At 29.2% G+C, this 26,037-nt stretch carries 22 protein-coding genes, 1 pseudogene and 1 other annotated feature; of the genes and pseudogenes, 17 read left to right on the forward strand and 6 right to left on the reverse strand.

Annotated features, from left to right (window positions below; all coding sequences use genetic code 11):
* Nucleotides 1-3: 3 nt before the first annotated feature.
* From ACESR5_RS01815 to prfH, 3 genes are all read left to right on the forward strand, one after another.
* On the forward strand, nt 4-771 hold the full coding sequence (locus ACESR5_RS01815) for a hypothetical protein (RefSeq protein WP_373153925.1): 768 nt from the start codon (nt 4-6) through the stop codon (nt 769-771).
* A 173-nt stretch (nt 772-944) separates the two neighbouring features.
* The gene (locus ACESR5_RS01820) at nt 945-1,946 is read left to right on the forward strand and encodes an RNA ligase RtcB family protein (protein ID WP_373153926.1); all 1,002 of its coding nucleotides are present in this window, start codon (nt 945-947) and stop codon (nt 1,944-1,946) included.
* Entirely contained in the window at nt 1,940-2,530 is a 591-nt protein-coding gene (gene prfH / locus ACESR5_RS01825; protein ID WP_373153928.1) for a peptide chain release factor H, read from the forward strand. Before ACESR5_RS01820 ends, prfH begins: the two co-directional genes overlap by 7 nt.
* An 81-nt stretch (nt 2,531-2,611) precedes the next feature.
* On the opposite strand, the gene ACESR5_RS01830 is transcribed toward prfH, so the two are convergent.
* Nucleotides 2,612-4,102 (reverse strand): hypothetical protein, encoded by a 1,491-nt coding sequence (locus ACESR5_RS01830; protein ID WP_373153929.1) that lies wholly within the window; start codon nt 4,100-4,102, stop codon nt 2,612-2,614.
* Between the two features lie 115 nt (nt 4,103-4,217).
* Between ACESR5_RS01830 and ACESR5_RS01835 the strand changes: the two genes are divergently transcribed.
* Genes ACESR5_RS01835 through ACESR5_RS01845 form a run of 3 tightly spaced genes read left to right on the forward strand, consistent with a single transcriptional unit; the run spans nt 4,218 to nt 7,290 of the window.
* Nucleotides 4,218-5,927, forward strand: a complete 1,710-nt coding sequence (locus ACESR5_RS01835; protein WP_373153931.1) for a helicase-related protein — start codon at nt 4,218-4,220, stop codon at nt 5,925-5,927.
* A gap of 13 nt (nt 5,928-5,940) precedes the next feature.
* Complete coding sequence (locus ACESR5_RS01840; protein WP_373153932.1) at nt 5,941-6,189, forward strand: helix-turn-helix domain-containing protein; 249 nt, start codon at nt 5,941-5,943, stop codon at nt 6,187-6,189.
* Nucleotides 6,190-7,290 (forward strand): tyrosine-type recombinase/integrase, encoded by a 1,101-nt coding sequence (locus tag ACESR5_RS01845; RefSeq protein ID WP_373153933.1) that lies wholly within the window; start codon nt 6,190-6,192, stop codon nt 7,288-7,290.
* A 286-nt stretch (nt 7,291-7,576) separates the two neighbouring features.
* On the opposite strand, the pseudogene ACESR5_RS01850 reads toward ACESR5_RS01845, so the two are convergent.
* From ACESR5_RS01850 to ACESR5_RS01865, 4 genes and pseudogenes are all read right to left on the reverse strand, one after another.
* Nucleotides 7,577-7,729: pseudogene (locus tag ACESR5_RS01850) on the reverse strand (amino acid--tRNA ligase-related protein); the annotation flags it as partial.
* A gap of 187 nt (nt 7,730-7,916) precedes the next feature.
* Nucleotides 7,917-10,937, reverse strand: a complete 3,021-nt coding sequence (locus ACESR5_RS01855; protein WP_373153934.1) for a metallophosphoesterase — start codon at nt 10,935-10,937, stop codon at nt 7,917-7,919.
* A gap of 79 nt (nt 10,938-11,016) precedes the next feature.
* A complete protein-coding gene (locus ACESR5_RS01860) occupies nt 11,017-11,574 on the reverse strand; it encodes a hypothetical protein (protein ID WP_373153936.1) in 558 nt (185 codons plus the stop codon).
* A 14-nt stretch (nt 11,575-11,588) separates the two neighbouring features.
* On the reverse strand, nt 11,589-12,260 hold the full coding sequence (locus ACESR5_RS01865; protein ID WP_373153938.1) for a helix-turn-helix transcriptional regulator: 672 nt from the start codon (nt 12,258-12,260) through the stop codon (nt 11,589-11,591).
* A gap of 305 nt (nt 12,261-12,565) precedes the next feature.
* On the opposite strand from ACESR5_RS01865, the gene ACESR5_RS01870 reads away from it, so the two are divergent.
* From ACESR5_RS01870 to ACESR5_RS01885, 4 genes are all read left to right on the forward strand, one after another.
* Nucleotides 12,566-13,534, forward strand: a complete 969-nt coding sequence (locus ACESR5_RS01870; RefSeq protein WP_373153940.1) for an AAA family ATPase — start codon at nt 12,566-12,568, stop codon at nt 13,532-13,534.
* A 194-nt stretch (nt 13,535-13,728) separates the two neighbouring features.
* The gene (gene mobV, locus ACESR5_RS01875) at nt 13,729-14,973 is read left to right on the forward strand and encodes a MobV family relaxase (RefSeq protein WP_373153942.1); all 1,245 of its coding nucleotides are present in this window, start codon (nt 13,729-13,731) and stop codon (nt 14,971-14,973) included.
* A gap of 14 nt (nt 14,974-14,987) precedes the next feature.
* Complete coding sequence (locus tag ACESR5_RS01880) at nt 14,988-15,272, forward strand: helix-turn-helix domain-containing protein (RefSeq protein WP_373153944.1); 285 nt, start codon at nt 14,988-14,990, stop codon at nt 15,270-15,272.
* Nucleotides 15,272-16,372, forward strand: a complete 1,101-nt coding sequence (locus ACESR5_RS01885) for a site-specific integrase (RefSeq protein ID WP_087258007.1) — start codon at nt 15,272-15,274, stop codon at nt 16,370-16,372. The genes ACESR5_RS01880 and ACESR5_RS01885 overlap by 1 nt, the downstream gene beginning before the upstream one ends.
* A 177-nt stretch (nt 16,373-16,549) precedes the next feature.
* Here the strand turns inward: ACESR5_RS01885 and lysS are convergent, their stop codons facing one another.
* Nucleotides 16,550-18,040 carry a lysine--tRNA ligase gene (gene lysS / locus ACESR5_RS01890; RefSeq protein WP_087305158.1) on the reverse strand — a complete coding sequence of 497 codons (1,491 nt, stop codon included), beginning with the start codon at nt 18,038-18,040 and terminating at the stop codon, nt 16,550-16,552.
* Nucleotides 18,041-18,073: 33 nt separating this feature from the next.
* Nucleotides 18,074-18,306, reverse strand: a binding site (T-box leader).
* A 170-nt stretch (nt 18,307-18,476) separates the two neighbouring features.
* On the opposite strand from lysS, the gene ACESR5_RS01895 reads away from it, so the two are divergent.
* The 7 genes from ACESR5_RS01895 (at nt 18,477) to ACESR5_RS01925 (ending at nt 26,017) form a co-directional block, all read left to right on the forward strand.
* Entirely contained in the window at nt 18,477-19,007 is a 531-nt protein-coding gene (locus tag ACESR5_RS01895; protein ID WP_373153947.1) for a methylated-DNA--[protein]-cysteine S-methyltransferase, read from the forward strand.
* 161 nt (nt 19,008-19,168) lie between these two features.
* Complete coding sequence (locus ACESR5_RS01900) at nt 19,169-22,243, forward strand: ATP-binding cassette domain-containing protein (RefSeq protein WP_373153948.1); 3,075 nt, start codon at nt 19,169-19,171, stop codon at nt 22,241-22,243.
* Between the two features lie 102 nt (nt 22,244-22,345).
* A complete protein-coding gene (locus tag ACESR5_RS01905; protein ID WP_087936709.1) occupies nt 22,346-23,155 on the forward strand; it encodes an HAD family hydrolase in 810 nt (269 codons plus the stop codon).
* Between the two features lie 2 nt (nt 23,156-23,157).
* On the forward strand, nt 23,158-24,102 hold the full coding sequence (locus ACESR5_RS01910) for an AEC family transporter (protein WP_087298229.1): 945 nt from the start codon (nt 23,158-23,160) through the stop codon (nt 24,100-24,102).
* A 39-nt stretch (nt 24,103-24,141) separates the two neighbouring features.
* The gene (locus tag ACESR5_RS01915; protein WP_373153950.1) at nt 24,142-24,702 is read left to right on the forward strand and encodes an NUDIX domain-containing protein; all 561 of its coding nucleotides are present in this window, start codon (nt 24,142-24,144) and stop codon (nt 24,700-24,702) included.
* The gene (locus ACESR5_RS01920; protein ID WP_373153951.1) at nt 24,683-25,414 is read left to right on the forward strand and encodes an HAD family hydrolase; all 732 of its coding nucleotides are present in this window, start codon (nt 24,683-24,685) and stop codon (nt 25,412-25,414) included. The genes ACESR5_RS01915 and ACESR5_RS01920 overlap by 20 nt, the downstream gene beginning before the upstream one ends.
* Before the next feature lie 24 nt (nt 25,415-25,438).
* Nucleotides 25,439-26,017: a sugar O-acetyltransferase gene (locus tag ACESR5_RS01925; RefSeq protein ID WP_373153952.1), complete on the forward strand. Its 579-nt coding sequence runs from the start codon at nt 25,439-25,441 to the stop codon at nt 26,015-26,017.
* Nucleotides 26,018-26,037 lie beyond the last annotated feature (20 nt).

The raw sequence follows: 26,037 nt of genomic DNA on the forward strand, positions 1-26,037 counted from the left end.
CATATGGAAGCATACAAGTTTAGAAGATATAAGGTTCCTTACAAAAAGAAATATTACTATATATACATTCCCTTTGAACATGATCGTCTTTGGATCATTGACTGGGCAGACTGGTGGTATGGTGGTGCATGGATTGATGGAAATGTTCAATGTCTAAAATACTTGATTGCTAGTTTCTGTATATTAGCATTCAATCCATATGCAATAATCTATTTGCCTATAAGGAAGAATAAAAGACCAAATACATTTGCGTTTGATGATAATTGTGAATATGATATTATTTTCAGAACAACAAAAGTATGGATTGATGATAAGGATTTAAAGAAGATTGTCAAGAATCTCAAATATACTAGATGGACGACTTATAAATGCAGAATCAATCTTGAAAGAATGAAAAGATATTTTCATGACAACATCAAAAAAATAGAAGATATTCCTGATTACAAGATTCTAGTCAATGCAGATGGTCATATCAACGGAAGCATTATCTATTATTCATTTCCTCAGGTCTGGTATCAAGAAGAATCTATTGATCTGGTGGACTACTTCTTCAATGAAATCTTTACAAAGGATGATTTTTCAGACTGCTATGATGAAAAACATGATTGGTTTTCCAAACCATTTACAAGCTTTGTATGGGGTGGGAAAAGAAAGTCAAAATATACATATAAACGACCTTCACTGACATTCTATATTGAGTTTTATGATATTGATATCATGAATAAATATGTGAAAGAAAAGATTTATCTTGTAGATAAGAATAAAATATGATATGCTTTAAGCAATAAGAAAGGGTGTGATGGCTATGCTAAGACATATAAACAAACACAATATAATAGATAAAAGAAAAGTAGCTAATCACAAGTGTACGGAAAAACGAGCATAGTGGATTATCTGCTATGCTTTTTATATGCTCTTGTGATTGCTTGAACACAGGAGGACATATGGGAATTAAAATAATTAAAAATAATAAGTTGTGGATGGAAGATGAAGCAATCCATCAATTAGAAAGAATATCACAGTTTGAAGATGTTCTTGATATTGTTGGACTTCCAGACTTGCATCCAAGTAAAATTCCAGTTGGGGCAACAATTAAGACAAGTCACACTATTTATCCATTATTTGTCGGAAATGATGTTGGTTGTGGAATGTCATTGTATGCTACTAATATTAAATCAAAGAAATTAAATGTTGATAAGATTGTCAAGAAATTAACTGATACTAAAATTTATGGAGAATACTCTATTGGTGGAGGTAATCATTTTGCTGAATTGCAAATCATTGATAAACTCTATGATGATACATTACCTATCAATAAGAAAAATGCATATTTATTAATTCATTCAGGTTCAAGAAGATTGGGCGAAGAAATATATAGAAAATATGCGTCACTTAACGGATTAAAAGAGGGAAGTTTAGAATTTAATGAGTATATTCTAGAAGAAGAAAAAGCTGTTCATTATGCAAAAGAAAATAGATGCCAGATTGCTAATATATTTATGGATTTGACAGGATTAAAATATAGAAATGAATTAGTAATTGATTGTGTGCATAATTATATAGAAAAAAGACCTGATGGTTATTATCATCATAAAGGCTCTATTTCATCATTTAATGAATATGCAGTAATTGCAGGGTCAAGAGGAACCTATTCATATCTTGTGAGATGTATTCCACAACAAGAAACTTTATATTCTATTTCACATGGTGCAGGGCGTAAATGGGCAAGACATTTGTGCAAAGGGAGATTAGTCAATAAATATAAACGCGAAGAACTTAAAACAACACAACTTGGTGGTAAAGTTATTACTAATGATAATGCTTTGCTTTATGAAGAAGCAAGTGAAGCATATAAGGATATAGATGAAGTAATAAAAGTATTGTTAGAATATGAAACCATAGAAATTATCGCAAGATTAAGACCGGTGGTGACTTATAAATGTTAATTCAAATAAGTTCAGGTCTTGGTAGTCCACAGGAATGTGAAATGGCTTGTTGTTTATATTTAAAAGAATTGTTAAAAGAATTTAAAACAATGCAAATTGTTTCTACTAATTATAGAAATGACAAATGTTTAAAAAGTGCAGTTCTATATTCTGATGATGATTTATCTTTTTTAGAGGGGACTGTGCAGTGGATATGTCAAAGTCTGATTAGACCACATCATAAGAGAAAGAATTGGTTTATTTGTGTTTCAATCCTAAAAGATGAAATAACTATTGATAATAATCAAGATATTAAATATGAAGTCTTTAGGTCAAGTGGTAAAGGTGGACAAAATGTTAATAAAGTTTCTACAGCAATACGTGCCATTCATATTCCAACAGGATTATCTGTGGTATGCATGGATCAAAGAAATCAACCTCAAAATAAGAAAATAGCATATTTAAGATTATTAGAAAAAATAGATGAGCATAACTCATCTATCAATGGAAAAATAAAGTATTACAACTGGAATCTTCATAATCAAATTATTAGAGGTAATCCCAATAGAATTTATAAGGGAATACAATTTAAACGTATTAAATAAATAGAGAGGAATTAAGTTTCCTCTCTTATTTTGGTTGTTTATAATGTTGTCATTTTGCTATATATTGAGTTTTGTCAATTTTTATCCAATTATAAAGCCTTGCTTGATTATATAAGTAAGTAAAAAAGGATATTTTCTTATAATCTTGTATAAATCATTGTAATTATTTTCATAATCAATTTTTTTAAAATCTAAATCATCAGGAATTTTAGTATAAATATAATCAAGTTCGTTATTAATTTGTCTAATTATATTATCTAAAAAAGATATAGTTTCTGATTCTTTAATTTCATTAATTGTTCTAATTTCTATATCTGATACACATGTTGCTATTGTGTCAAATATTTCATTTTCATAGTTTTCTAAAAAAATATAGATGAAGTTAGTAGTAGTATCGAATATTAATTTTTCTTCTTTTAAAAAATTATAACGATTTGATTTGAATTCTCCATAGTTAGTTTTTAATTCATATAAATCATCGAATGTAATTTGATAAAAATCAATATCAAACTTTGTTAATAATTCTAATAATCTAAGATGATATGCACTATCTTTAATTGAATAATTATCTATCATTTTTTTATCTTCAGATATGTTATCCCATTTTATAGATGGAGTAAAATAAGAGGAATTATCTTCAATAATAGTATTATATAATTCATGTATATCAATTCTTTTAAAAATTATATCTAAAAATGGATGATTTAAAGAGTTGAAAAAATGGTTGTGATAGTATCTATTGATTAAATGATGAAAACAATACTTCTCGGATGAATTGCTACTATCCATAGTTTCATACATTGCAATAATTTTAGTAAGATCATCATCCATTTTTCTTAGTAATTCCTCGATTTTTTTATATTCAGAAAACCGATTTTCTTTTTTTAAATATGACAAAATGGTATTTGATAATTTTATTAAATTATTACTATTTTCAATATCTCCTTTAGTGTTTGTATACATTAAATGAATTAATAATGTGATATATTTTATGAAAGTATTAGGTAATAAAGATTGTTCATCATTAGTAGAAAATACAAAATAGAAAACAATATCTTTATAGAAAAAATCATAATTAAATTTATATAAAAAAATATTTTTGTAATAAAGATATGGTGAACTTCTATCCATTGCATTGAAATCTATAAATTCTTTAAAAGAATTTTTGACATCTAAAATTTGATTTTTAAGATAGTTTCTTTTTTTGATAAGATTAGCTCCTTTAAGATTTAAATCAGCTGATTTTGAAGTATCATAATGCATTTTATTTAAAGTAAATATTAAAGGAGTAATTGTTTTATTGAGTGATGCAGTATCGTAATCACTAATTATTTGAGATTTATATAATAATAGGCAAGTTAATAAATGTTCTAAAGCATAACTTTTAGTTTTTAAATAAAGATAGTCAGTTAGTAAAAGATTAGAATTAGTAGTTTCAAAAGGTCTATTCCCATAATATGGTTTTAAAGCATGCAATTGTGTATCTTTTAAAGCTTCGGTATAAGCCTTATTTATTAGTGATAAAAGAGTATTGTCTACGTGTAGGCTTAAATAATCTTTATAGTATTGCATAATATTGTATACCTCCTAAAAAGTTCCTTTTTATACAAAAAAATTTGTAAGAAAGTACGATTAAAAAATTTCAAAAAAATTATATCATGGACTTGTCAAAAGGAGGTAGAATAAAATGACAAAAAATAAAAATTTATATCAACCAGTGAAAAGATTGAGAAAGGATGTAGTATTAAGAAAGGATGAATCAAAGATGGAACACGAAAATGCAAGTGGGTATGTATTGCCAGAATATGTCGGTAATAACAGTTTTGACGTAATGCTAAACTTCAAGAAAAAGACTATTCCAAACAAATTTGTTTACATTAGTGATTATTTCATGAGTGAATTTAGAACTTGGTACTATGACTCATACGTATTTATTAATAGTGGAACAGGCACGGGTAAAACAACATTTATTGAAAAATTAGCTAAACTTGGAAGATATGGTGTTTTGGTTCTTACAAATCGAAAAGCTAATCGTAAGCAAATTGAAAACCATTTAAAAAATTGTGGATGTTATGGATTAATAGGTAATGTAAATGTTATTTCATATCAAACACTAGAAAAAAATAAAGATTTGACATCAGATATATTGGATCTATATGATTTTATAGTATGTGATGAGTCTCATTACTTTTTAGCTGACTCAGATTTCAACTCCCAAACTAATTTGAGTTTAATGAAAGTTATGGGAACGAAAAGATCAATTAAAATTTTTATGAGTGCAACTAATCAAGATATTCAAGTACGAATTATTGAACGTTTAAAAAGAAGATACAATAATGATCTTATAGTTGCTCAAAAAGTTTATATTTATGAAATGCAGAATCAATCCACAAAAATTCGTAATATTATTAGTTTTGAATCATTTGAGCGAGATCTTCTAAAGGAAGTCATTGAATCGAAGGATAAATGGCTTATTTTCGTGAAATCAATTCCACAAGGTAAAGACATTTATCGTCAGCTTTCTAAATCATTGGGAGAGGGAGTAGTGTTCTTAGATAAAGAATCTGCTGATGAAGGAACAGACATTCAAAGAAAAACATTTAAATTATTGATTGAGGATGAAACTTTTTATCAAAAAGTATTAATTACAACAAGCCTTCTTGATAATGGCGTGAATATTCGTTCATTTGATTTAAAAAATATAGTTTGCTTTGATGATGATCCTATTGAAATAGTTCAAATGATTGGTCGTAAAAGATTTATAAATGGACAGAATGACTATTTTGATTTGTTTTTGATAAACGAATCAAATCAATCATTGGCAGTATCGTTAGGGAATTCAATTTCTAAAAAGAAAAAATTTATTTCTGTTAAAAAAGATATTGAAGAATATCAAGAATTAGATTCTGTACATTATTTAAATACAAAAGAAGGAGAGGCCTATCGAAACATGAGCTATTTTAATCCTTACATTCCACACTTTTTTAAATATTCATACAACTATTTAGGATATTCCAAAGTGTGCACAGAAATCAAAAACTTAAATCAACTAAGAAAAGCAGATAATCCATTTGATGTAAAGGTTAGATGGATTTTAGAAAAAGTTAGTGGAAGTATAGAGGGAGAAATATTGTCATCAAGTCGATTGAACGCCGAAAGATTTCTTCTTTCAATTCAAGATTTACTCAATAAGGAATTTCCTTATGAAACAAAAAAAGATAAAATATATTTTCATTCCTTGATGTCTAAACATTTTTGGACATGGTTCAAAAAAGAAAATGGAGAACGAAACGATCGTCCATTATCTGTTGAAAAGCTTAAAGAAAAGTTCATTATGTTAGACATTGGATTGGACTTTGTCATTGAAAATGGGAAAATAAAATTAATTAAAATTTAAGGAGGAGAGAATTATGACTGAAATTAGAATGTTTACTAGAGAAGAAGTTGCTGAAATCTTACATGTTCACGTAAACATGGTTAGCATATTACGTGAAGAGGGGCTATTGCAAGCAATTAAGGTTGGAAAGAATTATATCTTTCCAAAGTCAACCATTATTGAATTTGAACGCAATTATTTAGGATTGGACTGCAGCAATAGAGAAAAAGCAAAAGATAGCAAACGTGTCGTAGACTCAAGACAGAATGAAGATGTGAATTAGATGGCTCAAAGAAAAGAACAAAATGGAAGTTGGACATTTTATGGACAATTCCCAAAGCAATCAAATGCTAGAACAAAATATTATAAAAAAAGAGGCTTTAAAACACGCAAAGAAGCTAGATTTGCTGAAATAAAGTTTTTAGAAGAGCATCAACAAATACCGGTTGGTCAAATGAAGCTCAACGATGTTATCAGGGAGTATCATATAGATGCTCCCCTATCTTTAAAAGAATCAACATTAAAAGGATATAAAAGAATAGAGAATAACATTATTATTCCTACTTTTGGAGATAGATACATCAATGAAATTACTTCTTTTGAAATTCAAAGATGGATTAATAATATCTATAGTGATGGAGTCAATGGAAAAAAATATTCTGATGAAACAATAAAAGGAATACTTCTACATCTATCAGGATTGCTCACATATGCTGTTAAACATGACTGGCTTATTAAAAATCCATGTTCCTCAGTAAAACAGCCTAAAAACCCCAATGCTAAACCTAAAGAAAAGACTAGTAAAGATAATTACTGGGAAATTGATGAATATAATGAGTTTATGGAACATGTTGAGGATGAACAAAGATATGATATCTATGAATTTTGTTTCTATACAGGGGTAAGAATTGGGGAACTATGTGCTTTACAATGGAAACATATTGATTTAAATTTAGGAACAATAACCATTGAACAATCTTTAAGTGCTTTAACATCTAAAATTACATCACCTAAAACTGGCAATTCATATCGAACTATAAAATTGCCTCATAAAATTGTTGAAAAACTTAGAACTAGATATAATTATATTAGTCTATTAAGAAATTTTAATGATGACTGGTATATTTTTGGTGATCAAAAGTATATTTCTAATGGAACAATAAGAAGATGGTTTAATGAAGATGTAAAGAAGTCTGGGGTTAAACCTATTACTTTTCATGGCTTACGTCATTCTCACGCTTCGTATTTATTATCCAATCCTATGCTATCTGAACAACTCATTGCAGATAGGTTAGGACATACAGTTAAAACTCTTAGAGATACATATTTTCATATATATAAGAAACATAGAAAAATATTAGATGATTATATTAATAATTTGTAAAGAAAAAGAAGCGGGTGCTTCTTTTTTTAATCTAAAAAATGTCCATTATAAAAAAAGTATGTCCACTTTATAGATGTGATATAAAAATCTTCAAAAATATACAAAAAACTGTTCTTTATATGTCCACTTTATGTCCGTTTTAACAATTTATCAAAAATCATTGCTCATAAAAAAGCACATATTTAGTCTATTATGAATAATTAAAAATATTTCATAACTTCATAAATATGTGCTATATTTTTATTTTATTTTAGATTGTAAAATCGAAATTATATTGATTTTATCGCTATTTATTGCGTGGTTTCATCTGTGGGAAGAGGATAACTTCTTGGATAGATTCTTGCCCAGTTAATAACATCACAAGTCTATCAATACCCATACCCATTCCACCTGTTGGTGGTAAACCGTATTCCAAAGCTTCTACATAATCTAAATCCATTTCAATCCATATATTATTTCTATATGTATTTTTATGTGTTTTTTCATGTCATTACTTACTTAAAAAAGTGGATAAATTTATACTTTTATACATATGTAAATCGTTTTGTATGCCACAATGTATGCCACTAAAAATATAGGTTATTTTATATAACATTTTTTAAGTTTGATTTCATCTATTTGTTTTACTACTTCATATTAATTTTAACAAATTTTGAATCTATATTTTCATACCAAGAACTTAGAATATTTGAATTTAGCCTTTGCATTTTTTTTATTTCTCTAGATGCTTTGTAAATATTAGTATCAAGATATATCTGTGGTAATGTTGTAATGTTTGATTTTTGCTTTAATATTAATGAATTTTTATCATGATCTTCAAGAAGCTTGATATATTCATTAAACATTGTTGGACAGTTATTTTCCAATAGGCTAGGTATAGATGGATATGCAATCTTATTAATTATATCAGTAGCATAATATCCTGTTATTGATAAGTCAATTGGATTCACATATATATGATTATAGAAGTCAATATCAATTATGCATCCATGTATTTTGCCATATCCGCCAATTTTTTTAATCGTATCAGAAATGTGTCTCTGAAATGTGCTAAATTTGTCAAGAGGCTTTTTTATCATAGAAATCATAGCATCCATATTGTCATAGTAATACTGAATATTTTGAATATTTAATTTTTTCATAGCACCTCCATTAAGAATGGTAAGGGTACCTTTTTTTGATTTGTGGATAAAGCAATAATATCCGTTCTTTTTTAGCATATAAAGAATATTAATTTCTCTTTGAAAGGTCATTAATATATTTTTCCCACAATAGAAATCATTGTATTGCTCTTTTGTAATTTCAAATATTCCATCATCATAATCAGAAAAACAATCATAATCAGTATTAATCAAAAAAGATTTTAAATGTAGATTCTTGTTATAATATCCAATTTGATTGTCCGAATAAATCCTATATTCACCATCGTCATGAAAAAAATTTTTATGAGTATGTCCACTTACATAAATATAATTTTGGTCAGGATTATCTTTTTGGCACCAATCTATTTTTGGAGTATGCGTCAAAATAATAGTGTTCTTTTTAGACAAAATAGGATGTAAATAATTATATAAATCTTCAAAAATTTTAGACTCCTTAATTTCACATTCCCTATTTATAGTCTTTCGATAAATACCATTATTTGCATTAAATTTTGTGTTATATCCAGAAAAACCCAATCCACCAAGTATAACATACCTTGCGCTTCTTAAGAGAACAGATATCTGCTTTTTATCCATTTGGCATAAATCATGATATTTAATTAGGTGTGTTGCAGTGTTTGGGTTAGAGAATGGAGTATTAGATTCTTTATAAAGAAGATCATTATGAAGTAAATACATACCATACTCATTTAATAAATTTCTATATTTTGTAACAATTTGATCTATTTCTAGCTTTGGAAAATCCCATAATTCGTGATTCCCCAATGTAAACACAACGGTGGTATTTTTGTCAAGCGCATATGAAAGAGATTTTACAAATAACTTAAATATTGTAAAATCTGATGATACATCGCCATTAATCAATAATATATTTCCTGCTTCGAGTGCAATTGTATTAGCTATTTTTTTTATTACATATAATATATCTTCTTTTGATTGGCAACAAGCATTTTGTAATTTATGCATAAGATGAAGGTCTGAAATGTACTGAACTCTTTGATAGCCATAATTTAAAGATGTGTCAATAGGCGATAAATCGTTTCTTTTATTATCTTCTTCTAAATCTCTAAATGATTGCAGTGTTGGTAATGTCATTTCTTCATTATGTTCTACACAAGAAAATGATTCTATTAAATTAGTATTGATTTTATGTGTATCAAATTTTAAATTAAATTTCTTACATAAAGCACTTTTTAATTTAGCATTAGCAAAGTTAATTTCATCCCACTGTTCTAAAAATATCAAACCATCACAAAACAATAAATTGGCTTCAGATAAATCTCCTTTTAAAAAAGCAACAAAATCAAAGAAGTAATTAAATGAATGTTTATATTCTTTTATCATACAGCCAAATTCATTATACCATTTTTGTGTTACGTAAAATTTATCATTATCATACTTTTTTTCTATGAAGTAGGTAGTTTTAGCATTGGCATTAATTGGTAGCTTTGTCGTATTGTCAATATTGTACTTAGAAAAATCTATATCGCATTCAAGTGCACCAGATAAATCACAATGTGTTAAATCTCCATTTCGATAATTAATAAATTCGTCAAAAGTTTCAAAATATCTACATATTGTTACGATAGGAAGCTGATTATTGTCTTTTTGATACCCTTTGGTTTCTTCACAATAATAATGTGTATTTTTATCGAAGAAAGCATGTGAATAAAATTTAATTTCTCCAACTTTTAAATAAGTGATATAATCTCTTAATTTCTTTTTATGCTTATAAATAGTTCCTCGAGCACCTGAAGAGTAATCGAAAGATTTCATTACATCATCTGGATTATATATTAAACATAAAGCATTAATTAACTTATATTGAGGATAAGCACCAGTAGACATATATTGCATAATTATAGAAAAACGGTTTTTGTCTTCAGAATCTGCAAAAATATATTGAAAAAAGAAAAAAGTAACATCAATAATATTGTTTAATACGGATTTCTTATAACTATTGACAACTTTTATAAATTCTTCATAACTCTGGCATTTATTAAATTTATTAGTCCATTTTTGGCATAGTTTATGTATTTTCTGACCATTGTTATAACTATCTTTTTCATCTTTAGACAATATAAGAGAATAGTCATCAATCGTTTCTTCAACAAATGATTTTTTCATCATTAATTTTTCTAAATCGATTTTATGAGAGACGGAATTTAATCGTTGGCAGTAAGTATAGCATGCATTATTATAAATATCTCCATTTAAAAAATTATAATAAGAATCAAAATCTTCGAATAATGTGATGATACTTTTCTTTTTATCATTACCCATATTATCTATATACAATAAATCTTCTTCCACAAAAAAAGCGTCAGCAATGACATCAAATCCCCTTTGTCTAGGTATACGCAATCCAGATTCACGTTCGAATAATACAATTTCTTTAGAATCAAAATATTTCTCAGGAACATTTAAAATGTCAATGTCATTTCTTTTTAATTGATTAATTATTTTTTTAATTTCTCGATGCATCATATTATTTTACCTCTATCATTTATTATGCTATCTGAGTTTATAGACTTTTAAAATTCTAGTAAGTATATTTTTATAGTTATTCTAAATGAAAATCTTTTTGTAACATAAAGTAATGCTTTCTATCTTTCTTTCGACTATTTTTCAATATTTCTTCAAATTTTCTAGAATAATCAATCTCTCTTTTTAACATTGCTATAAAACTTTCTTTTTCTGTGTTGGATAGTTCATATTCTTTAAAGTTAATCAGAAAATCAAAATTTGTACCATGCCTAAAAAGTCTTCCTGGTAAAGGATATTCACCTCTATTTCCCAACATGATACCATATCTCAAATATGGTATAACATTTTTGTGACATGAAGCTTTGTAGCTATATGTAATAGCATCATGAGTTGTTACTGATTGAATTTTTGACTCAATTATAACTCTTGGTTTAATGCTATTTTCAAATTTTTCATAAATCAATAAATCTGTTTCAAATTCTTGAATGTTAGTTTTAACTCCTTTTATATTTTCATCAAATTCAAGATATTCTAAAGCATACGGTATTTTTCTAAATACATCAATATAGATATTATCTCCTAATTTATTCTGCAACAATTTGCAAATTGATTTAGTCCATTCATTTTCATTCATATTTATCACAACCCCTACTTAGTAACTAAATGAGTATCTTTAATTTTATATTCATTAGAATCAAATAATATATATGTAATTTGTGACTTTACATGGTCGGTTTCAAACAATTTAAGTGCATTAAATATATTTGCTTCGTTTTTGTCATTTGCATTAAATAGAATGTTCATTCCTTTATATTTTTTATCAATAGAAATCATAGTTGTAAATATTTGTGCAAAGAAGCCTATTTGATATTCTTTCCAATCAATGTATCTTGTATCTAATTGATATCTATCAATATAATCAATCAATAATACATATTTAGAATCTTTTTTCTTACTTATTTCTCCAATAAATTGTCTATCACCTATATCATCTACGTATTCAACATTAAAAACATGATCAATATTCCATCCTTCTAAATACATATAAGAAAAATAAGCAAAAGTTAATTCCATTGCTTTTTTTGATCTTTCATCATTATCTTCAGCAATATCTCCAAATAAGATTCTGCTTAGAACTTTACATGGATGTGATTTTTCATATTTTGCAATTGAATTTAATAATTTGGTATTTGGTACTTTTGTTGCTCCACTTTCAATTTTTTTTATGGTATTCAAAGACACATTTAAAGCATCAGCTAATTCTGCTTGTGTAATTTTATCTCTATCTCTCATCATTTTCATATAGTCTTTAAAGTACATAATAATTTCTCCTAACATAAAATAGTATAAAAATATCCATAATGATATTGCACATAAGTATACTTTATGATATATTATATTTAAGGTATACTTATAGTATGTTATTTAATAATATATTATTATACCTTATTCGGGAGGTGAAGTAAATGATATATAAATGAAGAAAAAAGACTATCTAGTCCATCGCCAAACTTTCTAGATAGTCATACCTGAAAAGAGACATGTTTTTATAATGCTCTTTCAAAGAGAATTATATCAGACAACGTGTCTCCTTTCAAACCAAATTTTAAGAAAGGAGTTTTTATATGCCGATAACTCAAAAAGAATTATTGGAAAAAGTATTTAAATCTGAAGGAGTTAATTTGTTCGGTGGGTTGCTTAGATCGGGTTTATATGTTTTAGCTGGATCAAGCAAAGTAGGGAAATCCATGATTGCAACAACAATGGCAAATTGTGTAGCACAAGGGAATGATTTTCTTGGTAGACCTATGCCTAAAGGTAAAGTTATTTATTTTGATAATGATAATTATGATTTTGAAACAAAGAGTAGAATTATTTCATTAAATCTTTCAGGGACGAATGAGGTATTGTATGAATTTAATGATTCAAAATCAATATATGATATTAATGAAAGATTGAGTCAAATATCAGATATTGAAAAATACAAACTCATTATTATTGATTCTTATGTTGGACTAGATGAGGTTATTTCTTCTAATGATAGTTATTATGAAGTTTATCCAATCTTAAAAGAATTAAGAGATATTGTTGTGAAGAAAAGTCTTATATGTATTCTTATTCATCATACAAAGAAAAATAAAGAAAGAATAGATCAAGATAATCTCATAGGTTCAAAGGCACTTTCTGGAGCAACTACAGGTACATTATTGCTTTCTGTAAGAAATGAATTTGATACACATGGGGAATTGAAACTGATACTAAGAAACAATAAATCTATCATTAAAATTAAAAAGGATGAAAAGAATATTAACTGGGTATTAGATACTGATGAACAGACTGTAACGGAAGAAATACCTAAAAATATTCTTCAGCTGATTAACGCAGTAGTTGGTCTAGAAAAACATGAACTTATTGGAACTTGTCAAGAAATTGTTCAAAAGTCAAAAATGGAACTCAATCCAAATTATCTTACAAAATATCTTAAACAAAATAAGCGATATTTAGATGAAAATCATATTACATTTACTAATGATAGAAATGGTCAAAAAAGAACAATTAAGATAATTTATCATAAAGATGAAAATGAAAAATGACAGTATGACAGATGAAATCGGTACGAAAACAACTGTCATGCTGTCACAAAACAAGAACATTGAAAATAAAATATGAAGCCTATCGGCAATCTTTAAAAAGAAAGACCAAAACATTGGTCTAGCAAGTTATACCAAAATGCTAAAGCTTTTTGGAAACTTGCCCTGCCGGGGGCTTTTGGAAAGGATGAAATCATATGGCTCATGCCCAAAAAATAAAAAAGCAAGGTGTCATTGGATTGGTTATCCATTGTGAAAGACGAGAGGGCTGTGAACTGTCTAATCAGGATATAGATAAAAGTAGAACTCATCTTAATTACAATCTGGCATGTGATATTCAACCGATGAAACCTGAACAGTTTTTAAAGAAAAGAATAAGTGAAGTCAAACATCTCAAGAGAGATGATATTATTTATATGGTGGATTGGATTGTGACCCTTCCTAAAGATGTACCTCAAGAAGATCAAGAGAAATTCTTTGAATCGACATTTCAATTTCTTACCCAAAAATATAATCAAAAGAACGTTGTCAGTGCTTGGGTGCACAATGATGAAGCAACACCACATATACACTTTTCATTTATACCAGTTGTTGAAATAGATGGAATTGAAAGATTGAAATGCAAGGATATTCTCACAAAGAAAGAACTCAAACGATTTCACCCAGATTTAGGGGCGTTTCTTGAACAAGCCTTAGGTTATATGCCTTCCATTCAAAACAACGCTACAATCAACGGAAATCGCACAATAAAAGAGTTGAAACAACAAGAAGATTTAAGTTTTAAAAAGAGCTTAGAAAACATTTATAAACATAATGAAGCAACTCAAAACATTATTGATGAAGCTAATCAAATTGATTACAATCCATCCGGACTGTTGGAAAAGACAAGAACACTTAAGAAATGTAATCAGATTATTGATGAATTGAAGTATAGTCATAATCAATATCAAAAAGAGGTATTAGGTTTAACACAGCTTGTAACGACTCAAAAAGAAGAATTAGATATGTATAGATCCATGCCTCTAGCAAAGCAACTTAAACAAAAGGAAGAAGTTATCAACAATCTTTATCAATCTATAGATTCGTTAGAAAATCAAATTCATGATTATGAAAATGATAATCAAATATTAAGAGATAATAATCATTATTTAGATAATAAAGTGACAAAATTAAAAAATGAGCTATCAATATTTCAAACATTTATTTCATGGTTAGGTTTAAATAAGGTATTTCAAAAATTTAAAAATATGCTTGTTCATAACGATTATGAAATGGATATAAAATCTTTTAAGGATATTGGAATAACCGTTTTACAAAAAGTATCTAAGAAAGTTGAAAGCATAGCAAACAGAATTATGTTCTTAGAAAGTCAAAATCAACCTACAAATGAAAACATAAAACAAGATAATGATAGTCATACAATGAAAAATATAATGCGTTAGGAGTGATATATAATATGGAAGATTTAAAAATGTTAACAAGAGAAGAAGTAGCAGAATTTCTACATGTTCATGTGAATACTGTATCAATGTTACGAGAAGTAGGGATAATAGATGGTATTAAGACAGGTAAAAACTATATGTTTCCTCAAAAAATTATTCGTGCTTTCCAAGATGACTATATTGGTTTAGATGTCAGTAATAAAAGTAAAGCTATTATAAGTAAACAGTCTGTTGAAAAACGTAAACAAGATGACATCAATAAAAAGAATTATCACAATGCTGTTGTAGGAGCAATGTGATGGCTCAAAAAAAGGAAAGTAATGGAACATGGTCATTTTATGGAAAACTACCGAAAGATGAAAATGGAAAAAGAAAGAATTATAAACGTAGGGGATTTAAAAGTAAAAAAGCAGCAAAATTAGCGGAAGCAGAATTTTTGAAACAATATAATAATATTTTACCAACTCGTATAAAATTAAATGATTTGATTGAGGAGTATCATAAAGATGCTCCCAATCATATCAAACAATCAACTATCAAAGCTTATAAGAGGTTTGAGAAAAATATCATATCACCTAGTTTTGGTAATCGTTATATTGATGATATTACAACATTAGAAATTACACGTTGGATTAATGCTATTTCACAAAGTGGATATGATGGGAGAATTTATGGCGAATCATCTACACGTAATATTTTACTGCACCTGTCAGGTTTATTCACATATGCTGTTGATCATGACTGGTTACAAAAGAATCCCTGTCATAAAGTTAAACCACCTAAAGATCCAAATAAGATTATAAAAAGACAATCTAGTGAAGAAAATTTTTGGGAAATAGATGAATATCACAAATTTATTAATAGCGTTGAAGATGAATATAAAAGGGATATTTATGAATTTATGTTTCTTACTGGTTTACGTATTGGTGAATTCTGTGCTTTACAATGGAAAGATGTCGATCTTATTAATAATAAACTAAGAATATCTAAATCATTAAGTGCGATTACATCACAAATAACATCACCTAAAACTTCACGTTCAAATAGAATTATTCAATTACCAAATAGACTGGTAGAAAAATTAAAAAGGCGATATATTATTGTTTCTCAACAAGAGGGATTTAATGATGATTATTATTTATATAAAGATCAAACTTACATCTCTATAGCTACACTTAGAAGATGGTTTAATGAAGATGTAAAAAAATCTGGGCTAAAAAAAATAACAGTACATGGACTAAGACATTCTCATGCAAGTTATTTATTATCAAATCCTGTGATTTCTGAATTATTAATTGCTGATAGATTGGGGCATAGTGTAGAAATGTTACGAAGTACGTATGCACATATTTATGAAAAAAGTCGTAAGAACTTAATTGAATATATTGATAAATTATAATATAGTGTATGCCACTTGTATGCCAGTATCATAAATCTCGCTATGAGAGTCAAATAAAAAAAGCATAACAATAAATTCAATATCATTTCGTTTATAGAGATGATTATTGTTTAAGTTATGCTTTTTATTTTTATTATTTATTGAGTTAAAACAATTCAAATTATCTTGATTTTATCACTATTTATTACGTGGTTTCATCTGAGGGAACAAGATAACTTCTTGGATAGATTCTTGACCAGTTAATAACATAACAAGTCTATCAATACCCATACCCATTCCACCTGTTGGTGGTAATCCGTATTCCAATGCTTCTACATAATCTAAATCCATTTCGTTAGCTTCATCATTTCCAAGTTCTTTTTCTTTTAACTGATTTGCAAATCTTTCATATTGATCATCAGGATCATTTAATTCGTTGAATGCATTTGCATATTCATTACCACAGATAAATAATTCAAATCTCTGTGTGAAACGAGGATCTTCAGGATTTTTTCTTGCTAGTGGAGAAATTTCTACAGGATGTCCATAAACAAATGTAGGATCAACAATTGTTTCTTCTACATATTTTTCAAAGAATTCATTAATAATATGACCATAACCAAAGTGTGCTTCGACTTCAATACCGTGTTCTTCAGCTAATTTTTTCGCATCTTCAAAAGTCATATCTCCTGCAAAATCAATTCCAGTTTGTTCTTTAATAGCATCTGTCATAGAAATACGTTTAAATCCAGGAGCTAAAGAAAGCTGATGTCCTTTATATTCAATATCATATGTACCACAAACATCTTTCGCAGCATTAGAAATGATACCTTCAGTTAAATCCATCATTCCTTCTAGATCACTAAATGCTTTATAAACTTCAATTGTTGTAAATTCTGGATTATGAGTTCTATCCATACCTTCATTTCTAAATAAACGTCCAATTTCATAAACAGCATCCATACCACCAACAATTAATCTCTTTAAAGATAATTCAGTCGCAATTCTTAAATAATAATTCATATCTAAAGTATTATGATGTGTAATAAATGGACGAGCAGAAGCACCACCTAAAATAGGATTTAATACAGGTGTTTCAACTTCAGTATATCCTAAACCATCAAGATAATGTTGAATAGAACGAATAATCTTTGGTCTTGTAAAAGCAATCTTTCTTGCTTCTTCATTCATAATTAAATCAACATATCTTCTTCTATATCTTTCTTCAACGTCATTTAAACCATGATATTTTTCAGGTAAAGGACGTAATGCTTTTGTTAAGTGAATATACTCAGAAGCTTTGACAGATAATTCACCAGTATTTGTCACAAAGACAGTCCCAACAATCCCAACGATATCTCCAATATCACTTTTTGTTAAAACTTCATAACTGTCTTCACCAATAACATCTTTTCTGACATAAATTTGGATTTGCCCTTCTTTATCTTGAATATGCATGAAACATACTTTACCTTTACGACGTTTTGTCATAATTCTTCCAGCAACTTTGACTTCAATCGCAGCTTCTTCTAATTCTTCATGTGTTTTTCCTGCATATTTTTCTTTGATTTCTGTTGAAAAAGCAGTGACATCAAATCTTTGTCCAAATGGATCAATACCTTTTTCTCTTAAAAAATTTAACTTTTCACGTCTTACTAATTCCTGTTCACTAAAATGTCTTTCTTCCATAATATCTCCTTTCCAATAAAAAAACTCCCATCCACAAGGGACGAGAGATTATCGTGTTACCACCCTCATTCGTTTATGCATCACTGCATAAACCTTTTCAACTCCTATCAGAGTCTAGCCTGTAACGCGGCACACGTTATTTTATCACATACGATCCAAAATACGGCTCCTAGTCTTTATTCATCGTTACTATGATTGTCCATTTCCACCATCAGGACTCTCTTGTTATCAATCATAACAATTACTCTTCTATTCATCGCCTTTTTTCTATACGCCTGTATTATATAAATAAACTTTCTTGTTGTCAAGACTGCATTTTTTATTTCATTTGAGACTTCATTATGATTATCATATTCATCAAGAATGAACTTATATATGACAGAATAGTTGTATAGAAAAATAGGGAATGATAAAATGATGATAAGGAGTGAGACTTATGTATTATCAGACATATTATCAATCACCTTTAGGAAATCTTTTGTTGGTATGTGATGAAGAAGGTTTGATTGGATTATGGATTGAAGGGCAGAAATACTTTTTAGGAAATATCAAAGAAAATATCATAAAGAAAGATGATCATCCCATATTGATACAAACTCAAAAATGGTTAGATGATTATTTTCATCAAAGACAACCTTCCATCACTGATTTAAAATTAACACCAAAAGGCACACAGTTTCAACAGATGGTATGGAAAATATTGTGTGAGATTCCTTATGGTCAAACAATGACTTATGGGGAAATTGCTAAAAAGGTGGCAAAAGCATTAAATAAAAAAACAATGTCAGCTCAGGCAGTAGGTGGGGCTGTTGGGCATAATCCTATATCCATCATTATTCCATGTCATCGTGTTGTAGGAAAAGATGGAAGTTTAACAGGATATGCGGGTGGTATTGATAATAAAATCAAGTTATTACAATTAGAGAATGTTGATATGACACGTTTATATGAACCTCTCCAGAGATAAAGAATATATAAGTATGTATATTCTTTTTTTGTGGGAATATATAAAAAGAGGACTATTTCCGGGGAAATATGTCGATATACGGTAGAAATATTTAAATGTTCATTTTCAATTCAAATAAAAAGGATTTAATAGTATATATTCTATATAAAGGGGATAAGAGAATGCTACAAATTAAGAATATATATAAACAATATAAAACGGGTGATTTAGTTCAAAAGGCATTAGATGGCGTAAGTCTTAATCTCAGAGATAATGAATTTGTTGCGATATTAGGACCAAGTGGAAGTGGAAAGACAACACTTTTAAATATTATTGGTGGATTAGATCGTTATGATAAAGGTGATTTGATTATCAATGGCATTTCGACTAAAAAGTATAAAGATAGAGATTGGGATTCCTATCGTAATCATACCATAGGTTTTGTCTTTCAAAGCTATAATCTGATTCCTCATCAGACTGTCCTGGCTAATGTTGAATTGGCTTTGACGATATCTGGTATTTCTAAAGCAGAGCGTAAAAAGAGAGCAAAGCAAGCTTTAGAAAAGGTGGGTTTAGGTAATCAGGGACACAAGAAACCAAATCAAATGTCTGGAGGACAAATGCAGCGTGTAGCTATCGCGAGAGCTTTGGTTAATGATCCAGATATTTTACTCGCCGATGAACCTACTGGTGCATTGGATAGTGATACCAGTGTTCAGGTTATGGAACTGTTAAAAGACGTTGCCAAAGATCGACTTGTTGTGATGGTAACACATAATCCTGAATTGGCAGAAGCTTATGCGACACGTATTGTTGAATTAAGAGATGGAACAATCCGTAGTGATTCTGATCCATATGAAGTCAGTGAACATGAATTGGATAAACCAAGACATGAAAACATGGGAAAATCTTCAATGTCCTTTTTAACAGCTTTATCTTTAAGTTTTAATAACTTACGTACCAAAAAAGCCCGTACGATTTTAACATCTTTTGCGGGGTCTATTGGAATTATTGGGATTGCATTGATATTATCGCTTTCTAATGGTGTCAATCAATATATTCAATCAATTGAAGAAGAAACATTATCTGAATACCCACTGCAAATACAAAGTACAGGTTTTGATATGACATCTTTGATGGTAGATGTGCAAGATAGTCAAAGTGAAAATAAAGAAGAAGGCCAGATACAAGTTATTCAAATGATTACCAATATGTTTTCAAAGATTGGTTCTAATGACTTGGCTTCTTTAAAAGAATATTTAGATAGTGGTGACAGTCATATTAAAGAATATACAAATGCTGTAGAGTATACGTATAATGTATCACCACAAATATACAGTACAGATACAGAAAATATCAGACAGGTTCATCCTGATAAATCGTTTCAATCACTTGGTTTAGGTTCTTCAAGTAGTGGAAACAGCATGATGTCAACAATGATGAGTACCGATGTCTTTTATGAAATGCCTAGTGATGAAAGTCTATATGTAGATCAATATGATGTTAAAGCAGGACGTTGGCCTAAGGCTTATAATGAGTGTGTTCTGGTTTTAACACAAAATGGTAAGATTAATGATTTAATGTCTTATACATTGGGGTTAAGAGATTTTTCTGAATTAGATGATATGGTAGATAAGTTCTCTCAAGAGGAAGAAGTCAATGCTCCAGAGAATACAGATACTTATTCATATGAAGATGTATTAGGAAAAGAGTTTAAGCTTGTCAATGCAGCAGATTATTATGAATATGATGAAGAATATGATTTATATAGAGATAAAACAGATAATCAATCCTATATGAAAAAATTGATTGAAAATGGTGAAACCATAAAAATTGTTGGGATTGTTCAACCAGCCAAAGGAACAACAGCGACAATGCTTCAAACGGGTATTGGTTATCCCCAGTCACTGACAACACATGTGATTGAACAAGCTCAAGCAAGTGAAATTGTGAAAAAACAATTAGAAAATAAAGATATTGACGTGTTTACAGGTAATGCTTTTAATGAAGCTAATAATAAAGAGTTTGATATGAATTCATTGTTTAGTGTTGATACAGAGAAGTTAAAGAGTGCGTTTTCAATAGATCAAAGTCAATTGACAAAAGGAATGGGTGAGCTGGATTTAAGCCAGATTCAATTAGATATGTCAAATATGCCTTCTATTGATATGGATGCAATCTTATCACAATTAAATGTTGAGTTTACAAGAGAACAGATTGAATCTTTAAGTCAAAGTATCACAACTGATTTTCAAAATTATATGGTTGAAAATCAGTTGACGGATTCAACTCAGATACAGACTTATTTTATGACTTATATTAAAACATCTCGTGCACAAAGTCTGATTCAACAAAATGTTATTCAATTACTTCAAGATAGTGGTTTAACAGGGCAGTTTGAAACATTATTACAAAATCAGATTCAAACAATGATGACACAATATACAGCACAGATTTCTCAATCCTTAGAAGAACAAATCAGTGCTCAAATGTCTAAACAAATGGGAACATTAGCTCAAAATATGCAATCAGCGATTCAAATTGATCCAACTGCATTTTCTGAAGCTATTCAAATGAATATGAGTGAAGAAGAGTTGTCTGAACTTATGGTCTCACTTATGACAACAGAAACTTCAACTTATGAAAATAATTTAAAAACATTAGGATATGCTGATTTTGATGAACCTAGTGGTATTAATATTTATCCAAAAGATTTTGAAACAAAACAAAATGTTGTGAATATTTTAGATGATTATAATGCCAAAATGGAAAAAACTGATGAAGATAAAGTGATTTCTTATACAGATTATGTAGGTACTTTAATGTCATCAGTAACTGACATTATTAATGTGATTAGTTATGTACTGATTGCCTTTGTTGCTATTTCTTTAGTCGTATCTTCTATTATGATTGGTGTTATTACTTATATCAGTGTCTTAGAACGACAAAAAGAAATTGGAATCTTGCGTGCAATAGGTGCATCTAAACGTAATATTTCACAAGTTTTCAATGCCGAAACATTTATTATAGGGTTACTTGCAGGTGTTTTAGGTATTGTGATTACATTGTTATTGTTGATACCAGGAAACATGATTATTCATTCGATTGCTGGTAATGTAGATGTCAGTGCCTCTTTACCAGTGGCAGGTGGTGTCATCTTAGTTGTGCTTAGCGTTGTTTTAACTTTGATTGGTGGTATTATTCCTTCCAGCAAAGCAGCAAAGAGTGATCCTGTTTCAGCATTACGTAGTGAGTAAAGACAAACGAAATGTTTGTCTTTTTCTATTTCCATTCTTGAAAAAAGAAAGCAAAATCAATCAAAAGCTTATATAATAGATATCAGTTATGGGGGTGGAATCATGCAATCAAAAATATTATTTTTTGATGTTGATGGAACATTATTGGATACTGCTAGAGGTATTCCTGACATACCACAAGGGGCTCTTTACCAATTAAAAAGAATTCAAGAGCAGGGACATAAAATATTTATATCTAGTGGTAGACCTAAAGCTATGATCAATCAGTATTTATTAAATGTAGGATTTGATGGATATATATTAGCTAATGGTGGATATGTTGAAATTGATGGGCAATCTATTTATGAAGATAGAATGGATTACAAACTATGTGTGAAAACTGTTCAGATGCTAGAAGACCTGCGATGTGACTATATGTTAGAAACAGCTGATGCGATTTATATTGATCCTAGCTATCATGAACTTTATGATTTCTTTTCTCAGGCTGGTATGAAAGAAATGTTCCAATTGGATTTTGATAAAGATGAGGTTTTAAAAAGAACAATCAAGATAGAAGCTAATGTTTTAAATAAAGATAAAGCAAAAATAGAAAATTATATTCAGGATAAATTTGGCAGTGTTATTCATCATGATGAACATGGCAGTGAAAATGCTTTTGAATTCTTTTCACCAACGATTTCTAAAGCTGTCGGCATTCAAAAAGTTTTAGATTATTATCATGTGAGTCGTCAACAGACATATGCTTTTGGGGATGGATTGAATGATATGGAAATGATTGAATATTGTGAAGTTGGTGTTGCGATGGGGAATGCTGTTGAAGCATTAAAACAAAAAGCAGATCTGGTTTGTTGCGCTATTGAAAATCAGGGCTTAGAACGTATTTTAAAAATATTATTTCCTGATGAGGTTTAAACATGGATAGTTTATTATTTAGTTTCAATGCGACAGTTCCAGTTTTCTTGATGATGGTTTTAGGAATGCTTTTAAGAAAGTTGGGGTGGATGAGTGAAGAATTTGCTTCTCAATTAAATCGTTTTGTCTTTATGCTTCCTTTGCCAGTTCTTTTGTTTCAAGATTTGGCGACAGTTGATTTTTTAGAAGTATGGAATTTTTCTTTTGTTGCATTTTGTTTTGTTGTGACACTTATAAGTATTTTGATTGCGATGATAATATCAAAATTTTTAAAAGATAAAAGTATTCAAGGTGAATTTATTCAGGCAACGTATCGCAGTAGTGCAGCCTTGCTGGGAGTCGCTTTAATTCAAAACATATATGGAAGTTCTACAATGGGACCACTAATGATTATAGGAAGTGTACCTTTATATAATATATTTGCTGTGATTATCTTGTCTTTCTATCAGCCTCATGGGGATGGAGTTAATCGTGATTTATTGAAAAAGACATGTCTAGGAATATTAAAGAATCCGATTATTATTGGGATTGCAGTTGGATTTTTATGGTCTTTATGTTCTTTACCAATGCCGACCATTCTTTCAAAAAGTGTATCCTATGTTGCCAATATGGCTACACCATTAGGTTTGATAGCGATGGGTGCTTCTTTTCGTTTGGATAAAGCTATCAGTCAGATAAAACCTGCCTTTTTAGCATCTTTCTTTAAATTGTTTGGATTCTGTTTCCTGTTTTTACCACTTGCTATCATCTTAGGTTTTCGTCAGGAACAGTTAATAGCTATTTTGGTTATGCTAGGTTCTGCATCAACAGTGACATGTTATGTCATGGCAAAGAATATGGGACATGCTGGTGTTTTAAGCAGTAATGTTGTCATGTTAACAACATTACTGAGTGGTTTTTCTTTAACATTTTGGATATGGGTTTTAAGAGTTTTATCTTTCATTTAAAATGTAAAATGTAGTAGAATAGAAAGAGGTGATGAGTTGATGGAATATTTAGATATCGTAGATGAAGTGGGAAATCCAACGGGAGAAATTGTAGAAAGAGAATATGCACATCGTCATGGCATTCGTCATCGCACTAGCCATGTCTGGTTATTAAGAAAAAAGCAGGATGTCGAAATTCTCTTACAGAAACGTAGCCTCAATAAAGATTCTTATCCGGGATGTTATGATATTTCAAGTGCTGGTCATATTCCAGCAGGAAGTGACTTTGAAACTTCGGCATTACGCGAATTAAAAGAGGAACTGGGAGTCGAGGCGACAAAGGGTGAATTACATTATATTGGTGCAAGTTACAGCAATAGCCACAATGTATTTCATGAAAAACCATTTCATAATGTACAAGTTTCGCATGTTTATGTCTTATGGTATGATGGCGATTTTGTCTTACAAAAAGAAGAAGTGGAAGAAGTTCAATGGATGCCACTTACCAAATGCCAACAATTGGTTTTACATAAACAAGTTCCTCATTGCATTAAGATAGAAGAATTACAGATGATAGATTATTATTTAAAAGGAGTCAACAATGAAAGCATTAGCCAGTGATTTTGATGGAACATTATATTTTGAAGATGGTATTAAAGAAAATGATCAACAAGCTATTGTTCATTTTCAAAAATATCATTTATTTGGATTGTGTACAGGTAGACCATTGATAGGTGTACAACATTATATCAAAGATTGTATTCAACCAGATTTTTATATTGTGAGCAGTGGCGCCTGCATTTTAGATAAAGAATGTCATGTCTTATATGAACAGACAATATCTAAAGATATGATGAAAGCTATTTATCAACAATATCATCAAAAAGCTGAAGTTTCTATTCAGGCAGATTTTCGTATTTATACATTAGTGAAAGATTCAAAAATTCCAATAGCTCAAACATATGTAGAGTCTATTGATTGTATTGGAGATGAACATATTTTTGGATTATCAATTAATGCTGTTCATGAACAACAGGCCAAAGAATGGACACAGGATTTAAATGAAACATACAAAGAAATTATTGCTTTTCAAAATAAAGAATATATAGATATTGTTAAAAGAGGATGTTCTAAAGGAGAAGCAGTCAAGAAATTGAAAGAATTATTGCATTTGGATATGGTCTATGGCATAGGAGATTCTTATAATGATATTCCTATGTTAGAAAGTGCTGATTGTTCATTTACATTTCATGATTCACCACAAATTGTTCAGGAAAAAGCAACACATATCGTATCATCTATCAGTGAAGCAATTGAGGTGATTAATGATTAAGAAATGATTGAAAAGGAGAATATCATGAGTAATGAATTAGAAAAGATGGAACGTGGAGAATGGTATGATGCCAATAATGATGCCCAATTATTAGAAATGCGTATAAAAGCTAAAGATCTATGCTTTGATTTAGATCATACAAGACCTGGGGATGTTGAAAAAAGAAAAGACATCTTGACACAGTTATTAGGTTATTATCCAGAAAATCTGGAAATTATAAGTCCATTTATGTGTGATTATGGAAGTCGTATTCAATTAGGAAAGAATGTTTTTATTAATAGCTCTTGTTATTTTATGGATGGTGGAAGTATCACAATAGGTGATTATGTTTTTGTAGGTCCATATTGTGGTTTTTATACAGCGAATCATCCTCTAGACTATCAAAAACGTAATCAGGGATTAGAAATTGCCTTGCCTATTCGTGTAGGAAGTAATGTCTGGTTTGGCGCTCATGTTTCCGTCATGCCAGGAGTCACGATTGGTGATGATTGTGTCATTGGGGCAGGAAGTGTAGTGACCAAAGATATACCACCACATAGTCTTGCTTATGGAAATCCATGTCGAGTTGTGAAACAATGGGATGAAAATCAGAAATCTTTCTGATTTTTTTCTTTTTTCTTCAT

This window comes from Clostridium sp. AUH-JLR23, from assembly GCF_964238065.1.
In the GTDB taxonomy this organism is placed as follows: Bacteria; Bacillota_I; Bacilli_A; order Erysipelotrichales; family Coprobacillaceae; genus Allocoprobacillus; species Allocoprobacillus merdigallinarum.

What these genes read in the sequence shown, in the direction of transcription:
- ACESR5_RS01815 (WP_373153925.1), top strand. Translation starts at nt 4, where the DNA reads ATGGAAGCATACAAGTTTAGAAGATATAAGGTTCCTTACAAAAAGAAA.
- ACESR5_RS01820 (WP_373153926.1), top strand. Translation starts at nt 945, where the DNA reads ATGGGAATTAAAATAATTAAAAATAATAAGTTGTGGATGGAAGATGAA.
- prfH (WP_373153928.1), top strand. Translation starts at nt 1,940, where the DNA reads ATGTTAATTCAAATAAGTTCAGGTCTTGGTAGTCCACAGGAATGTGAA.
- ACESR5_RS01830 (WP_373153929.1), bottom strand. Translation starts at nt 4,102, where the DNA reads ATGCAATACTATAAAGATTATTTAAGCCTACACGTAGACAATACTCTT.
- ACESR5_RS01835 (WP_373153931.1), top strand. Translation starts at nt 4,218, where the DNA reads ATGACAAAAAATAAAAATTTATATCAACCAGTGAAAAGATTGAGAAAG.
- ACESR5_RS01840 (WP_373153932.1), top strand. Translation starts at nt 5,941, where the DNA reads ATGACTGAAATTAGAATGTTTACTAGAGAAGAAGTTGCTGAAATCTTA.
- ACESR5_RS01845 (WP_373153933.1), top strand. Translation starts at nt 6,190, where the DNA reads ATGGCTCAAAGAAAAGAACAAAATGGAAGTTGGACATTTTATGGACAA.
- ACESR5_RS01855 (WP_373153934.1), bottom strand. Translation starts at nt 10,937, where the DNA reads ATGCATCGAGAAATTAAAAAAATAATTAATCAATTAAAAAGAAATGAC.
- ACESR5_RS01860 (WP_373153936.1), bottom strand. Translation starts at nt 11,574, where the DNA reads ATGAATGAAAATGAATGGACTAAATCAATTTGCAAATTGTTGCAGAAT.
- ACESR5_RS01865 (WP_373153938.1), bottom strand. Translation starts at nt 12,260, where the DNA reads ATGTACTTTAAAGACTATATGAAAATGATGAGAGATAGAGATAAAATT.
- ACESR5_RS01870 (WP_373153940.1), top strand. Translation starts at nt 12,566, where the DNA reads ATGCCGATAACTCAAAAAGAATTATTGGAAAAAGTATTTAAATCTGAA.
- mobV (WP_373153942.1), top strand. Translation starts at nt 13,729, where the DNA reads ATGGCTCATGCCCAAAAAATAAAAAAGCAAGGTGTCATTGGATTGGTT.
- ACESR5_RS01880 (WP_373153944.1), top strand. Translation starts at nt 14,988, where the DNA reads ATGGAAGATTTAAAAATGTTAACAAGAGAAGAAGTAGCAGAATTTCTA.
- ACESR5_RS01885 (WP_087258007.1), top strand. Translation starts at nt 15,272, where the DNA reads ATGGCTCAAAAAAAGGAAAGTAATGGAACATGGTCATTTTATGGAAAA.
- lysS (WP_087305158.1), bottom strand. Translation starts at nt 18,040, where the DNA reads ATGGAAGAAAGACATTTTAGTGAACAGGAATTAGTAAGACGTGAAAAG.
- ACESR5_RS01895 (WP_373153947.1), top strand. Translation starts at nt 18,477, where the DNA reads ATGTATTATCAGACATATTATCAATCACCTTTAGGAAATCTTTTGTTG.
- ACESR5_RS01900 (WP_373153948.1), top strand. Translation starts at nt 19,169, where the DNA reads ATGCTACAAATTAAGAATATATATAAACAATATAAAACGGGTGATTTA.
- ACESR5_RS01905 (WP_087936709.1), top strand. Translation starts at nt 22,346, where the DNA reads ATGCAATCAAAAATATTATTTTTTGATGTTGATGGAACATTATTGGAT.
- ACESR5_RS01910 (WP_087298229.1), top strand. Translation starts at nt 23,158, where the DNA reads ATGGATAGTTTATTATTTAGTTTCAATGCGACAGTTCCAGTTTTCTTG.
- ACESR5_RS01915 (WP_373153950.1), top strand. Translation starts at nt 24,142, where the DNA reads ATGGAATATTTAGATATCGTAGATGAAGTGGGAAATCCAACGGGAGAA.
- ACESR5_RS01920 (WP_373153951.1), top strand. Translation starts at nt 24,683, where the DNA reads ATGAAAGCATTAGCCAGTGATTTTGATGGAACATTATATTTTGAAGAT.
- ACESR5_RS01925 (WP_373153952.1), top strand. Translation starts at nt 25,439, where the DNA reads ATGAGTAATGAATTAGAAAAGATGGAACGTGGAGAATGGTATGATGCC.